Raw genomic sequence first — 13,078 nt, 5'->3', positions numbered from 1 at the left:
TGCATGGAGAAATATAAAATGGAAAATACCGTATTTGAACGCAATTATGAGATTGTAGAAAAAGATGACCGCGCAACGGCTGTATTTGAGCGAGCCTTTGCCCCCCGTGGCTTTATGGAAGAGTTTACAAAGAAAATGGACGCAATCCCGAAGGTGGTTGTGCCGAAGGATAAGGAGAATTATGAATATCTGCTTGACCGGTGCGATGACTATGCAAAGCGGCATCACGGTAGGATTCGCGGTGTTGTAGACTATGAGCATTGGGACGCACACATCGACCTCTACCTGAGAATGCTGGAATTTGACGATGCTGAGGATATGGCCTTTGTAAAAGACATCGGTGAGAAAGCCCACTACCTCTGCATCACGCCGGAAGAAAGCGGCGGGTATCGTGTCCATATCATGATCAACTATTTTGAAGAGCTGATGTCCGAAGAATACCGCTCCTATCTCAAATACGAGACGCTTATGGAGGATGAAGAGCTGGCATCCATGTTTGATATACCGGAGTTGTCCCCGGAGGAAGAGGCGGTTGTCCAGTTGATCAATGAAATCCTTGACCGGTTTGATAATGAAACCCAACTGGACAGGACAACGGCCTTCAAGGCTGCAATCTGTTATTTGACGCAGCAGGACGAAGAAAATGCTTTAAGCTTTGAGAAAATCGCTGCGACCCTGACTGCACTTCTCGAAAAGGTACTTGACGAAGAAAAGGAAATGGAGGAACAGGACTCATGAAATACATTCTCTACCGCTCTTTTGGCGATCTTGATAAGGATATTAAAAAGCATGAGCTGGTGGCTGTTGAAACCGGAAAGAACATTGATGATGTGGCCGATGCCCTGATTAAAGCGGCAGCAGATGACCTTGCCGGTATGCCGGAGTATGAGCACTGCGAAACAGCGGCCTATGCCCCGGAGCCGATCAAAGACTTTCGGAAGGTGCGGCGCTATCAGTATGAGATGACGGGCATCGTATATCCGCCTAATGCAGAGAAGAACATCTTGGTTGACTTTGGCATTATAGAAACAGAAGAATAGATAAAATTTTCATCTACAAATTCATTGATTTGTGAGGCAGAACGACAAATCGCAGTTTTATGGAGGCATATATGAAAATTGAACATATTGCTGTATATGTGAATGACCTTGAAAAGGTCAGAAATTTCTTTATGAAATATTTGGGTGCGACATCCAATGACGGATATTACAATCCCCAAACCAACTTTCGCTCATATTTTCTTTCTTTCGATAATGGGACCCGACTTGAAATCATGAACAAACCGGGAATGTCTGACCTCCCCAAAAACCTTTCTCGCACAGGGTATGCGCATATCGCTTTTAGTGTGGGCAGCAAAGAAAAGGTAGATGATTTGACTGCTGTGCTGCGAGCTGATGGCTATGAGGTTGTCAGTGGTCCTCGAACAACTGGTGATGGTTATTATGAAAGCTGCATTGTTGCCATTGAACAGAACCAAATTGAAATCACGATTTAAGAACTATAACAGCCAATCATTCAAGATGACAGGTTAAATTAAAAAACACATTTTGAAGACACGAAAGGTGGGTGGTATTGTGCCTCTTCAAATTGTCAGAAATGACATTACCAAGATGAAGGTTGACGCTATTGTCAACGCAGCGAACAGCTCCCTTCTGGGAGGCGGCGGTGTTGACGGCTGCATCCATCGAGCGGCAGGGCCGGGACTTCTGGCCGAGTGTAAGGCGCTTGGCGGCTGCGAAACCGGCAGTGCAAAAATAACAAAGGGATATAGGCTTCCCTGCAAGTATGTGATCCATGCCGTCGGACCGCGCTGGCGGGACGGAAAACACGGAGAACGGGAAAAGCTTGTCTCCTGTTACCGCACTTCCTTGGCACTGGCGAAGGAGCACGGCTGTGAGACGGTTGCCTTTCCGCTAATCTCATCGGGCATCTATGGCTACCCGAAAGACCAGGCGTTGAAAGTCGCCATAGACACGATCAGCGACTTTCTTCTGGAAAATGACATGACGGTCTATATCGTCATCTTCGACCGCAAGGCATATCAGATCGGCGAGAAGCTGTTCTCCGACATTGCCGCATACATAGACGACACCTATGTGGACGAGCATACGGATAGCCGCGCTTCGCAGCTTCGCCGGATGCAGATGCTTTCAGAAGAACCGGAGAAAGCAATATATGGCGCTCCAATGGCGGCAAGCGCGAAAAGCCTTGACGATGCCCTTTCGCAGATCGACGAGAGCTTTTCCGAGATGCTGCTTCGTAAGATTGACGAGAAAGGCATGACCGATGCGCAGTGCTACAAGAAAGCAAACATCGACCGCAAGCTCTTCTCGAAGATCCGCAGCGACTGGCTGTATAAGCCGTCGAAGCCCACGGCGCTTGCATTTGCGATTGCCTTGGAACTTCCGCTGGATGAAACGAAAGAAATGCTCATGAAGGCGGGCTTTGCCCTCTCACACTCCAACAAGTTTGACATTATCATTGAGTATTTCATTGAGAACGGGAACTACAATGTCTTCGAGATCAATGAGGCTTTGTTCGCCTTTGACCAAAGCTTGCTCGGAGCGTAAGGAGATAGATATGGGTAATTATGTGAAGAAGAAAAAGGATATGGTCTTTCAAAGTGTCGATTCTCTGCAACAAGTGGTCAATGTTCTGAACGAAGCCGCTGTTGCAGTAAATGACAAAACAAGAACTATCCGGCATAGCGCAATTCCAGAGGTTTTGACGGGAGCTTTGGGCGCTGGAATTGGAGGTGTAGGTTCCTTCCTTGCGCTCTACGGTTTGGGTACAGTAGGATTATCTGCGGCTGGTATCACTTCGGGTCTTGCAGCGGCAGGGGCTATCGTTGGCGGAGGAATGGTGGCAGGCGTGTTCGTCTTGGCTGCTCCGGTAGCTGCCCTTGCTGCGGGAGGGGTTGGCGTTGCCGCTCATCTCAAGAGCAAACAGCTCAGGCAAGAGAAAGAACGCCTCTACAAAGAAGCCATTCAAAAGCACGAAGGTATAATCAAGGCGCTAAAAGAGGAAGCCGATGCAGCCAAAGAGCGTATTGACTACTTGCAAAGCCTTAATATCCTTCTGCAACAGGCCATCAAAGATTTGAGTAAGGATTTGGGCGTTGCATAGGAGGGCGAATATGGGCAATCTGATTTTCAACAGTAAAGACTCCATGCAAAATCTCATAAAGCTTGTGAACGAAGCCGCCGAGGCGGTTGGAAAGGTTTTTGGCGGTGGAAAAGGAACCGGAGCATTTGTTTTGGCTGCTCCGTGGCTGCATTGATTGTCTCCGGTGTTGCTGACTACATAGATGATAAACAACAAAAACAGATCCAAGCTGAAAAGGAGCGTCTTCAAAAAGAGGCAATAAGTAAGCAAGCGGCACTTATTCAAGCGTTAAGAGACGATGCACAGATGAGCCGCGAGCGTCAAGATTACTTGGAGTGCCTGAATCAGCAGCTACAAAAAGCATTGGAGGATTTCCAGAGAGAGGCGGTACAGGATGAGCAAGTATAACTATTCGGATTTTGAAAGACAGTTGAATATGGTACTTGCACATCAGTCTGCGGAACTTTCTGAAATACATTTCCCCTCTACTGAAAGTGCCGATGCTTGTATCGCATCCAGCGAGGCGTTGTTGAGAAAGCTCGGTTATAAAATTGAAAAGCCTAATTTGCAGGTTGCCCCATCTAATCGTGTGGCGGTGCTTGTCCCTAAATGGGAATCCCTTTGCGTTGAAGCCGAGCGTCATGTTGGCACAGATTGCGATTTGGAATCACTTTTTACAGAAGATGAGTTGAGAGAAAACTCTGCCGCTGTCAGGAAGCTCAATGCCGAATATGCGGCACTAAATCGTCTTGACAGAATGGATGTTGCAATCAGTGCTTTTGCCGCTTTGACAAGCGCAGCTATTGACCTTCTTCTTGTGGGGATTCCAAAGAAGGGTCCAGAAGGATTGTCGGCTGGGACGCTCTCAAACTATATCCGAGACTATTTTGAGAAAAAATACCCGGAAGACGAAATGCAAAAGTTAGCTAATAGCAAAGAAAGCAAAGTGCCTTACGATGCGCAGGACAACCGGAATACCACTGAGTATGTTCACGGCTTATCGGCATACTATCATCGGCTTCTCTCTCTGGGGCATGATCCATTGCTGGGGCTTGTTGTTGGCGTAATTGATATTCTTACAGGCAGAATGACAACAATCGACAAAGCCGGTAACATTGTCTCTCAGGTTATGGAGAATTATGCCGACCGGAAAGAGAGTGATATTTTTGCAGCGATTGCCAAGCAGATCATCCATTTCAAGACGGACATAACAACCTCGATGGGCTTACCGGCTCCGCTGATGGGACTTTTCAATCTTTTGCAATTTGGGAGCATCGGCGAAGAAGAACAGACGATTGCCGAGATTGTTCAAGGTATGTACTACGAGGGATATGACTTTATCCATTTTTGTTCTCAGTCCATTCCCGTTATGGTGTCCGAGGTAATCGTTCGACTTGGTTATGCGATAAAGCGTATCAAAGAAGGCAACAGCATTCGAGCATCTATTCCAATTTCGCTTAACCGAGAGAAACATCCCAAGTTGGCAACAATGCTGTTTATAGCTCATGCAGGAGCTACGGCTGCGAATGCCGGAAAGATTTACTTCACGAAAAATCCGATGGCAATAAACTATCCGCAGTGGCTTGCATTCGCCAAATATTCGTATTCGCAACTTAAATGGGTTATTATCAATAAGCCCGAGGCGCAAAACGCCTATGTGATGGGAAAGTTGAATGACGAATTGTTTAGTGTGATTGACAGCACAAACGAGATGTTTGAGGATTTTGCTAAAGACTACATTGTAGTCTTTGAGTGACTGAAACGGAGGCGCGTTTATTGAACCGCGAACAGTTCATACAATACATTTCAGATGAATATGGCGTTGATGAGGAATACCTCTTCGCAAAGCATCCGCTCTTCTGTGTGTTCCGGCATTCAAATAACCGTAAATGGTTTGCGGTTGTGATGGATGTGCCTAAGAACAAGCTGGGATTAGAGGGCGCAGATGCTCTTGATGTGGTAAACCTCAAATGCGACCCCATCCTCATCGGCTCGCTACGGAAAGAACCCGGTGTCTTTCCAGCTTACCACATGAGCAAAGCGAACTGGGTCTCAGTCGCCTTAGACGGCAGTGTGCCGGACGAACAGATAAAATTGCTGTTGGATATGAGCTATGACGCAACCGCGCCCAAGATAAAGAGAAAAGCCAAACAAAGCTGATACCGTTGAAAGGAGGCAGCCGAAGCATGAAGCAGCGCACCTATATCGCAATCGATCTGAAAAGCTTTTATGCTTCGGTCGAGTGCCGTGAAAGAAACTTAGACCCGCTGGACACAAACCTCGTCGTTGCGGATGAGAGCCGGACGGACAAGACCATCTGCCTTGCGGTCACGCCCTCGCTCAAGAGCTACGGTATCTCCGGGCGTGGGAGGCTGTTTGAAGTCAAGCAGCGCGTCAAGGAAGCAAACGCCGGACGGCAGCATGACGCGCCGGGACGAAAGCTGGAAGGCTCGTCGTATCTCTTCTCTGAGCTGCAAGAGAACCCGTCCCTTGCCATTGACTTCATCATCGCGCCGCCGCGCATGGCTTACTACATGGAGTACAGCACCCGCATCTATCAGGTTTACATGAAGTATGTTGCGCCGGAGGACATCATCGTCTACTCTATCGACGAGGTGTTCATGGATGTCACCGACTACCTCGCCACCTACAAGCTGTCTCCCCACGACCTTGCCATGAAGATCATTCTGGATGTTCTCACGACAACCGGTATCACGGCAACTGCGGGAATTGGCACAAACCTCTACCTCTGCAAAGTGGCGATGGATATTGTCGCCAAGCACATTCCGGCAGACAAAAACGGAGTCCGCATTGCCGAGCTGGATGAGATGAGCTATCGCAAGACGCTTTGGTCACACCAGCCCCTCACCGATTTCTGGCGGGTAGGCAAAGGGTACGCCAAGAAGCTTGAAGAAAACGGGATGTTCACAATGGGCGATGTCGCCCGCCGCTCCGTCACGGATGAGGACTTGCTTTACAAGCTTTTCGGAAAGAACGCGGAACTGCTAATCGACCATGCTTGGGGCTGGGAGCCTTGCACCATTGAGGCAGTTAAGGCGTACAAGCCGGAAAGCAACAGCTTGGGTTCTGGACAGGTACTACACCAGCCTTATGAGGCAGACAAAGCGCGGCTCGTCCTTCGGGAAATGGCGGACCTTCTCTCGATGGACTTGGTTGACAAAGGCTTTGTCACCGACCAGCTTGTTATCACGATTGGCTATGACATCGAAAATCTGACTGACCCGGAGCGTCGGAAAAAGTATCACGGCGATATAGTAAAAGACCATTACGGGCGGCAGATACCGAAACACGCCCACGGCACAATCAATCTGGAACGCTACACCTCTTCCACGAAGCAGATCATGGATTCCGCCGGGGAATTGTTCGACCGGATCACAGACAAGAGCTTGCTCATCCGGCGGTTGAACATCACAGCGACCCATGTGATCGACGAAGCTTCTGCCCCCTCTGCAAAAGGAGATTTTGAGCAGCTTGACCTCTTCACTGATTATGCTGCACTCGACGCGAAGCGCAAGCAGGAAGATGAAGAGCTGGTACGAGAAAAGAAAGTTCAACAAGCCATGCTCACCATCAAAAAGAAGTTTGGGAAGAACGCTATTCTCAAAGGGATGAACCTTGAGGAAGGCGCAACCGCGAAGGACAGGAACGCGCAGATCGGAGGGCATAAGGCATGAGTGACGAATACAGAGACATCATCAATCTTCCGCACCATGTCTCATCGAAGAGGCCGCAGATGTCGATGCTGGACAGGGCTGCACAGTTCTCACCGTTTGCTGCTCTCACCGGCTATGATGACGCAATTCATGAAACCGCACGGCTTACAAATGATAAGGTTGACCTCAGCGAAGAGGAAAAGGAAACACTGGACAGAAAGCAACAAATCCTCTTAGAAAGACTTGGCGAGCATCCCGCGCTGACCGTCACCTACTTTATCCCGGATGCAAAAAAATCCGGCGGAGCGTATGTGACAAAGAGTGGAAGCCTCAAAAAGATAGACGGGTTTGAACGCTGGATGATGCTCACAGACGGGACAAAAATCCCTCTGGATGATGTCGCTGACATTGAAAGCGAACTGTTCCGCGATATGTTTTGAATGTCGCTTTCCATGCGACCAAACCGAAGACGATTTCTCCTATACTGTGACTGTAAGCAAAAGCAGTCACAGTTTTTCTATATGGGAGGAATCATCATGAAAAAGAACTTAACCGAGATCGTCTTTATCCTTGACCGCAGCGGCTCGATGAGCGGACTGGAAGCCGACACCATCGGCGGCTTCAACTCCATGATCGAGAAGCAGAGAAAGGCAGACGGCGAAGCGCTTGTCTCCACAGTCCTCTTCGACAATATGAGCGAGGTGATCCATGACCGCGTGAACATCCGCGACATCAAACCAATGACAGACAGGGATTATACCGTCCGGGGCTGCACGGCTCTTCTGGATGCCATCGGCGGTGCGATCCATCACATCGGCAATATCCATAAGTACGCCCGACCGGAGGATGTCCCGGAGCATACGCTATTTATCATCACCACGGACGGAATGGAGAATGCGAGCCGGTTTTACAGCAGTGACAGGGTGAAGCAGATGATCGAGCGGCAGAAGGCGAAGTATGGCTGGGAGTTCCTGTTTCTCGGCGCAAACATCGACGCAGTGGAAACAGCACGGCATTTTGGGATCGGAGCTGACCGGGCTGCCAACTACAACTCTGACAGTGCCGGGACACAGCTCAACTATGAAGTGTTGAGTGAGGCGATCTCCGCGGTCCGTTGCAGCGCTCCGCTCGGCGCAGATTGGAAGCGCCGGATTGACGAGGACTACGAGAAACGCGGTAAAGAGAAAAAGAAATAAGCTACACAAGCATGAGGAAAGGCGCTTTCGAGCGCCTTTTTTATATCTGCTACCAAGTTTTTCGCAAAAATTGTCCGTTGTAAAGTGAAGGGGATTTTTATGGGGAGAAGCACCGGGAATACGATTTTGAGAGAATAGCAAGCACAGCCGGTGTATATACACACGGCGATTTTCGGGTAAGGGAACCCTGCCCTTACTCTTCAATATGCTTGTTGGGAAGCCTCCCAAACCCTCTATCTTTATGAAAGGACGAAATGCCTATGGCAAACAGAACACGGCCAAATCAGATACTCTTCTTTGTCTCTGATGAAGAAAAAAGAATCATAAAGGCGAAGATGGCTCAGCTCGGCACAAAGAATATGGGCGCGTATCTCAGGAAGATGGCGATTGACGGCTACATCATCAAGGTTGACTATACTCAGCAGAAAAAGCTCGCAGCCGCAGTCAGCCGTGCCGCGTCAAATATCAATCAGATTTGTCGCCGCATAAACTCAAAGGGGAACCTGTATGAGGACGATGTTGTCGAGCTGAAAGAGAGGCAAAAGGAAATATGGCAGTTACTAAAATCAAGCCAATCCGAGGAACTGTAAATAAGGCGCTTGCTTACATCCTTGACCCTAAGAAGACAGATGACCAGCTCTATGTTTCCTCCTTCGGTTGTGCGGCCAGCGATGCTGCGGCCAAAGAATTTGAGTGGACACGCAACCTCGCCGTCCAGCGGGGAATGCAGATGCCGAAGGTAATTGCCCGGCACCTGATCCAGTCTTTCGATGTTGGAGAAGTTACGCCTGAACAGGCGCACGAAATCGGCAAGCAGTTTGCAGACGAATGGCTCAAAGGAAAGTATGAATATGTGATCGCTACCCACATAGACAAGGGACATTGCCATAATCACATCATCTTCAACGCCGTCAACTTTGTGGACTATCATGCCTACCGAAGTAACCGGCGCACCTACCGGGAAATGCGTCAGCTCAGTGACGAAATCTGCAAGGAGCACGGGCTTTCTGTAATCCCGCCCTCACAGAGCAAGGGCATGGACTACAAAGAATACACTGAGGCCAAACGCGGCACGAGCTGGAAGCAAAAGCTCAAACAGACCATCGACCGCTGCATCATCACAGCGAAGGATTACGATGAGTTTTTGAAGCTCATGCAGGAAGCCGGATATGAAATCAAGACCGGAAAATACATCTCTTTCCGTACTGAGGGACAGGAGCGTTTTACCCGTGCAAAGACCATCGGCGACAACTACACCGAGGAACGGATCAAAGAGCGCATTCAGGGGCGCGGGAACCGCAAGCGCCAGATGCAGACCTCTCGCCGTGGTATCTCCCTCATCAGCGATATTCAGGAGCGCATCCAGCTCATCGGCAGCAAAGGTTACGAGCATAAAGCGAAGCTCACAATTCTCAAAGAAGCTGCGCGAACACTCAACTATCTCACCGAGAACAACCTTCTCCAATATGCCGACCTTGAAGCAAAGGCTGAGGACATTCACAGCTCCTATGACCGCATCAGCAAGGATCTGAAAGGTGTCGAAGCCAGACTTCGGGAGATACAGCCGCTAATCAAAAATATCGGCAACTATCAGCGGCTCAAGCCGGTCAATGAAGCCTATCAGAAAGCCAAAGACAAGACCGCATTCCGGGCAAAGCATGAAGCCGAGTTGGTGATCTTTGAGGCAGCAAAGAGTACGCTCCTTGCCGTTCAGGGTGATAGAAAACTTCCCAGAATGAAGGCTCTACAAGCAGAACAAGAACGACTGACCGAAGAGCAGCAGCGGCTCTATGACAAAAGAGCCAAGCTCAAGAAGGAAGCCAAGCAAATCGACACTATCAAGGCGAATGTCGATAGTTATTTGAGGCCCATTGCATCTCAGGAGCAGAAAACCAAGAGAAGAAGCGAACTGGAATAATGAAAAGCTCATCAATCCATCAAGAGTAACGGATTGATGAGCTTTTTCATATTGAATTAAGGCTTGACCAGTGTTATAGCTCTTCGTCTAATATGTTCAGACATTTCCCACAGACGATACGATTATATAGCTCGCGTTCTTGAAACTTTTTTGTGAATTATCAGAGGAACTAATTGAAAACACCGAATATGTATGCTATAATTTAATCTGTATATCTGTATCCACACTGGTGCATGAAAGCTTGGGGTGTAATATGAAGATAAGCTATAAACGGCTATGGGTACTGCTTATTCAAAAAGACATTACGAAAGTTACACTAAAAAGGGATGTCGGCATCTCTGCCGGAACAATGTGTAAGCTTAACAAAGGAGAGGAAGTAGCTCTTTCTGTCCTTCTGCGCATTTGCGATTACTTGGACTGCGACATTGGCGATATTTGTGAGGCTGTAAAAATTGAAGGAGAATAAGTCCGTTTTTTTGTACTTTGTATTTGCTATACTTATGTTGAGAAGCTGTAAATCTAATTCCACGAAAGGAGGGGTCATTCATGTGGTGCAACAACTGTAATATTGAAACTAACGATAGCATTTGCCCTCTTTGTGGTGCTCAAACTATTGAGGACCTCCCCGTGGAAATATATTGGTGCGACCATTGTCACACGCCAATAATTCAAACAGCGTCTCAAGCGGATAAAGGTACTTGCCCCCTCTGCAAGGGTAAAACAAAATATATGACCGCTGACCTTCGTCCTGTATTTCCCGAGGAGCGGTTACTTGTTGAGCTTCTTCTGAAAAAAGAACCGCATCAGTATATTGAGAACTCGGTATGGGCAAGCAACAATCGTTATTACATTGATGGCAAATCTATTTCAATTCCTAACGGGCTATACCAAAATGTTGACACTGATAAAATCGCAGAGCTGCTGCATCAGTACCAGAGTGAGAATACATACAAGTTTTTTGATAAGCACATGGCGACCTTCGTCTCGGCTAACCGTGACCGGTTAAATTATCTCATAGATGAAGCACATAACTTCATTCGTAAAGCTGCCAAAAACTTCCCCGAAGAAAGAATCGTTTTGTCTTTCTCAGGAGGCAAAGATTCGACAGTTACAGCAGATTTGGCGGTTAAGGCTTTGAGCAACCCGTCGCTTGTTCATATATTTGGAAACACGACATTAGAGTTTCCAAGCACAATAGAGTATGCTCAGCGTTTTCGGGATAACCATCCTGATGCAATTTTTCAGGTAGCCAAAAATGACGATCAAAACTTCTATGATGTCTGCGAAGATATAGGACCACCTGCAAGAATGATGCGCTGGTGCTGTTCTATGTTCAAAACAGGACCAATTACAAGAGTAATAAATAGTTTGTACCGTAGTCAGCAAATACTCACATTCTATGGAATTAGGAAATCGGAGTCTGTAAGCCGGAGCAAATATAATCGAATTGAAGATAGTGCCGATGCTGTAAAGATTCAGCAGCAAACAGTGGCATCTCCGATTTTCTTCTGGAAAGACATAGATATTTGGCTCTACATAATCGCAGAAAATGTAGACTTCAACGACGCTTATCGTCTCGGCTACGATCGTGTAGGCTGTTGGTGCTGCCCTAACAATAACCAACGCGCTCAGTTTTTGTCAAAAATCTATATGCCTGAGCAATCCAGAAAATGGCGTAACTTTTTGTTGGAGTTCGCAGAGAAAATAGGAAAACCAGATCCCGAAGTATATGTAGATACTGGAAAATGGAAAGCTCGTCAAGGCGGCAATGGTCTTGCATCAGCAAGTGATGTAAAGATTAGATTCACAAACTGCACAGCCGAAGATCATGCCAAAATATACCGGCTGGTCAGACCATTTGATGATGAGCTTATAGGGATGTTTGTACCGTTTGGACGAGTAGCACCTGAACTGGGTAGAAAGTTGCTAAGAGAAGTTGTTGTTCTCGATCACAAAACAAAAATCCCAATTCTCTCTCTCCAACCTTTTAGTCAAGACGGTTATGAATATGCCGTAAAAGTTAGAACAATGAATGTTGCAGACCATGACGATTTACAACGCATGGTTGGGTATCAAATAAGGAAATTCAACGCTTGTAGAAAGTGCTTGAAATGTGAGTCGCTTTGTCGAGCTGGTGCCATTACTATTAGCAGTTTCGGTTACTTCATCGACCCGGAAAAATGCGTCCATTGTAAGGCTTGTATGACTGCAAAGTATCTTGACGGCGGCTGCATGATGGACAAATATCTTAGGACAAAGTAAGCAATGGAGGTTTTTTTATGGCAATGAAGTTTCGTGCCCATGATACATTTTTTATAAGAAAAGGTTGGCTTAGCAAGGGCATGAAGTATGTCCAGAAGAAACCAGATGTGTTTGTTGCTAAAGACGAAAACCCTATGGATGTCCTCGGAATAGGCGCAAACATGGTTAAAGCTCTCCGCTATTGGCTTCAAGCAGTGGGCTTAACCGAAGAGCCGAGCAGCGGCAAGCGCGTTCAAACCTTTACTTCTCTCGGAAATAGTGTCTTTACAAATGATCGCTACATAGAAGAATTGGGTACGCTATACCTACTCCATTATCGGTTATCTTCAAATAAAGATGAGGCAACTGCGTGGTATTTTTTCTTTAATGAGTTTAATATGACGGAGTTCTCAAGAGATGACTTCGTAGAGTTTTTGCAGAGACGCATCCGCATGGAAGAAGGCGAGGTAAGTGTTGCAATACGATCCCTCAACGATGATTTCTCGTGTATCATAAATACTTATTTACCGCGATATAAATCCAACCCCAATCGCATAGCACCAGAGAGCAACATTGATTGTCCATTTGGAGAACTCGGACTGATCGACACACTCAGCAAAGAAAAGAAAACATATCGGAAAGCGATACCTCTCGCAAACTCAATCGATCCATGGATCGCTTTAGCTGTAATTGTTGATCAGGCAAAAGGAGCTAAAGAAATTAGCCTCAATGAATTACTAACTGCTCCCTGCAACATTGGCAAGACCTTCAATCTCGATGCAATCTCCATGCTTGATGTTTTATATCAGGTTGAGAGAATTGGAAAAATTAAAATTAACAGAACTGCCGGTTTGGATGTTATTCACATTTTAGAAGACCTTACATTCCAGGACTGTGTTGATGCGTATTATACAGGCATAAACAAGCAGTGACAGGAGATAGAA

The 13,078-nt window shown here is 47.1% G+C and carries 17 protein-coding genes; all 17 read left to right on the top strand.

Annotated elements, in window-relative coordinates:
• The first annotated feature begins 18 nt into the window (after positions 1–18).
• The 17 genes from C4885_RS00530 to C4885_RS00455 all read left to right on the top strand — a co-directional run bounded on the left by C4885_RS00530 (position 19) and on the right by C4885_RS00455 (position 13,066).
• Positions 19–738 carry a hypothetical protein gene (locus C4885_RS00530; RefSeq protein WP_113998550.1) on the top strand — a complete coding sequence of 240 codons (720 nt, stop codon included), beginning with the start codon at positions 19–21 and terminating at the stop codon, positions 736–738.
• Positions 735–1,040: a carboxylate--amine ligase gene (locus tag C4885_RS00525; protein WP_113998549.1), complete on the top strand. Its 306-nt coding sequence runs from the start codon at positions 735–737 to the stop codon at positions 1,038–1,040. The genes C4885_RS00530 and C4885_RS00525 overlap by 4 nt, the downstream gene beginning before the upstream one ends.
• 71 nt (positions 1,041–1,111) lie before the next feature.
• Positions 1,112–1,495 carry a VOC family protein gene (locus C4885_RS00520; RefSeq protein WP_113998548.1) on the top strand — a complete coding sequence of 128 codons (384 nt, stop codon included), beginning with the start codon at positions 1,112–1,114 and terminating at the stop codon, positions 1,493–1,495.
• 79 nt (positions 1,496–1,574) lie between these two features.
• Positions 1,575–2,570 (top strand): O-acetyl-ADP-ribose deacetylase, encoded by a 996-nt coding sequence (locus tag C4885_RS00515; RefSeq protein ID WP_113998547.1) that lies wholly within the window; start codon positions 1,575–1,577, stop codon positions 2,568–2,570.
• 10 nt (positions 2,571–2,580) lie between these two features.
• On the top strand, positions 2,581–3,126 hold the full coding sequence (locus tag C4885_RS00510) for a hypothetical protein (RefSeq protein ID WP_087383887.1): 546 nt from the start codon (positions 2,581–2,583) through the stop codon (positions 3,124–3,126).
• Positions 3,127–3,136: 10 nt separating this feature from the next.
• A complete protein-coding gene (locus tag C4885_RS16335; RefSeq protein WP_158538754.1) occupies positions 3,137–3,280 on the top strand; it encodes a hypothetical protein in 144 nt (47 codons plus the stop codon).
• Positions 3,268–3,513 (top strand): hypothetical protein, encoded by a 246-nt coding sequence (locus C4885_RS00505; RefSeq protein WP_147237708.1) that lies wholly within the window; start codon positions 3,268–3,270, stop codon positions 3,511–3,513. The genes C4885_RS16335 and C4885_RS00505 overlap by 13 nt, the downstream gene beginning before the upstream one ends.
• Positions 3,500–4,861 (top strand): hypothetical protein, encoded by a 1,362-nt coding sequence (locus C4885_RS00500; protein ID WP_113998545.1) that lies wholly within the window; start codon positions 3,500–3,502, stop codon positions 4,859–4,861. The genes C4885_RS00505 and C4885_RS00500 overlap by 14 nt, the downstream gene beginning before the upstream one ends.
• A 20-nt stretch (positions 4,862–4,881) precedes the next feature.
• Positions 4,882–5,265 (top strand): MmcQ/YjbR family DNA-binding protein, encoded by a 384-nt coding sequence (locus C4885_RS00495; protein WP_113998544.1) that lies wholly within the window; start codon positions 4,882–4,884, stop codon positions 5,263–5,265.
• A 26-nt stretch (positions 5,266–5,291) separates the two neighbouring features.
• Complete coding sequence (locus C4885_RS00490; protein ID WP_113998543.1) at positions 5,292–6,800, top strand: DNA methylase; 1,509 nt, start codon at positions 5,292–5,294, stop codon at positions 6,798–6,800.
• Complete coding sequence (locus C4885_RS00485; RefSeq protein ID WP_113998542.1) at positions 6,797–7,219, top strand: hypothetical protein; 423 nt, start codon at positions 6,797–6,799, stop codon at positions 7,217–7,219. Before C4885_RS00490 ends, C4885_RS00485 begins: the two co-directional genes overlap by 4 nt.
• Positions 7,220–7,315: 96 nt before the next feature.
• The gene (locus tag C4885_RS00480) at positions 7,316–7,975 is read left to right on the top strand and encodes a hypothetical protein (protein WP_113998541.1); all 660 of its coding nucleotides are present in this window, start codon (positions 7,316–7,318) and stop codon (positions 7,973–7,975) included.
• A gap of 260 nt (positions 7,976–8,235) precedes the next feature.
• A complete protein-coding gene (gene mobC, locus C4885_RS00475; RefSeq protein WP_113998540.1) occupies positions 8,236–8,565 on the top strand; it encodes a plasmid mobilization relaxosome protein MobC in 330 nt (109 codons plus the stop codon).
• A complete protein-coding gene (locus C4885_RS00470; RefSeq protein WP_113998539.1) occupies positions 8,526–9,893 on the top strand; it encodes a relaxase/mobilization nuclease domain-containing protein in 1,368 nt (455 codons plus the stop codon). Before mobC ends, C4885_RS00470 begins: the two co-directional genes overlap by 40 nt.
• A 253-nt stretch (positions 9,894–10,146) precedes the next feature.
• Complete coding sequence (locus C4885_RS00465) at positions 10,147–10,359, top strand: helix-turn-helix transcriptional regulator (protein WP_113998538.1); 213 nt, start codon at positions 10,147–10,149, stop codon at positions 10,357–10,359.
• An 80-nt stretch (positions 10,360–10,439) separates the two neighbouring features.
• Positions 10,440–12,155: a phosphoadenosine phosphosulfate reductase family protein gene (locus C4885_RS00460; protein ID WP_113998537.1), complete on the top strand. Its 1,716-nt coding sequence runs from the start codon at positions 10,440–10,442 to the stop codon at positions 12,153–12,155.
• Between the two features lie 17 nt (positions 12,156–12,172).
• The gene (locus C4885_RS00455; protein ID WP_113998536.1) at positions 12,173–13,066 is read left to right on the top strand and encodes a DUF4007 family protein; all 894 of its coding nucleotides are present in this window, start codon (positions 12,173–12,175) and stop codon (positions 13,064–13,066) included.
• Positions 13,067–13,078 lie beyond the last annotated feature (12 nt).

This window comes from Subdoligranulum sp. APC924/74 (assembly GCF_003324125.1).
Classification (GTDB): Bacteria; Bacillota; Clostridia; order Oscillospirales; family Ruminococcaceae; genus Gemmiger; species Gemmiger qucibialis.
This window is presented reverse-complemented; position numbering and strand designations above follow the sequence as displayed.

What these genes read in the sequence shown, in the direction of transcription:
- mobC (WP_113998540.1), top strand. Translation starts at nt 8,236, where the DNA reads ATGGCAAACAGAACACGGCCAAATCAGATACTCTTCTTTGTCTCTGAT.
- C4885_RS00490 (WP_113998543.1), top strand. Translation starts at nt 5,292, where the DNA reads ATGAAGCAGCGCACCTATATCGCAATCGATCTGAAAAGCTTTTATGCT.
- C4885_RS00470 (WP_113998539.1), top strand. Translation starts at nt 8,526, where the DNA reads ATGGCAGTTACTAAAATCAAGCCAATCCGAGGAACTGTAAATAAGGCG.
- C4885_RS00485 (WP_113998542.1), top strand. Translation starts at nt 6,797, where the DNA reads ATGAGTGACGAATACAGAGACATCATCAATCTTCCGCACCATGTCTCA.
- C4885_RS00455 (WP_113998536.1), top strand. Translation starts at nt 12,173, where the DNA reads ATGGCAATGAAGTTTCGTGCCCATGATACATTTTTTATAAGAAAAGGT.
- C4885_RS00460 (WP_113998537.1), top strand. Translation starts at nt 10,440, where the DNA reads ATGTGGTGCAACAACTGTAATATTGAAACTAACGATAGCATTTGCCCT.
- C4885_RS00525 (WP_113998549.1), top strand. Translation starts at nt 735, where the DNA reads ATGAAATACATTCTCTACCGCTCTTTTGGCGATCTTGATAAGGATATT.
- C4885_RS00500 (WP_113998545.1), top strand. Translation starts at nt 3,500, where the DNA reads ATGAGCAAGTATAACTATTCGGATTTTGAAAGACAGTTGAATATGGTA.
- C4885_RS00480 (WP_113998541.1), top strand. Translation starts at nt 7,316, where the DNA reads ATGAAAAAGAACTTAACCGAGATCGTCTTTATCCTTGACCGCAGCGGC.
- C4885_RS00510 (WP_087383887.1), top strand. Translation starts at nt 2,581, where the DNA reads ATGGGTAATTATGTGAAGAAGAAAAAGGATATGGTCTTTCAAAGTGTC.
- C4885_RS16335 (WP_158538754.1), top strand. Translation starts at nt 3,137, where the DNA reads ATGGGCAATCTGATTTTCAACAGTAAAGACTCCATGCAAAATCTCATA.
- C4885_RS00530 (WP_113998550.1), top strand. Translation starts at nt 19, where the DNA reads ATGGAAAATACCGTATTTGAACGCAATTATGAGATTGTAGAAAAAGAT.
- C4885_RS00465 (WP_113998538.1), top strand. Translation starts at nt 10,147, where the DNA reads ATGAAGATAAGCTATAAACGGCTATGGGTACTGCTTATTCAAAAAGAC.
- C4885_RS00520 (WP_113998548.1), top strand. Translation starts at nt 1,112, where the DNA reads ATGAAAATTGAACATATTGCTGTATATGTGAATGACCTTGAAAAGGTC.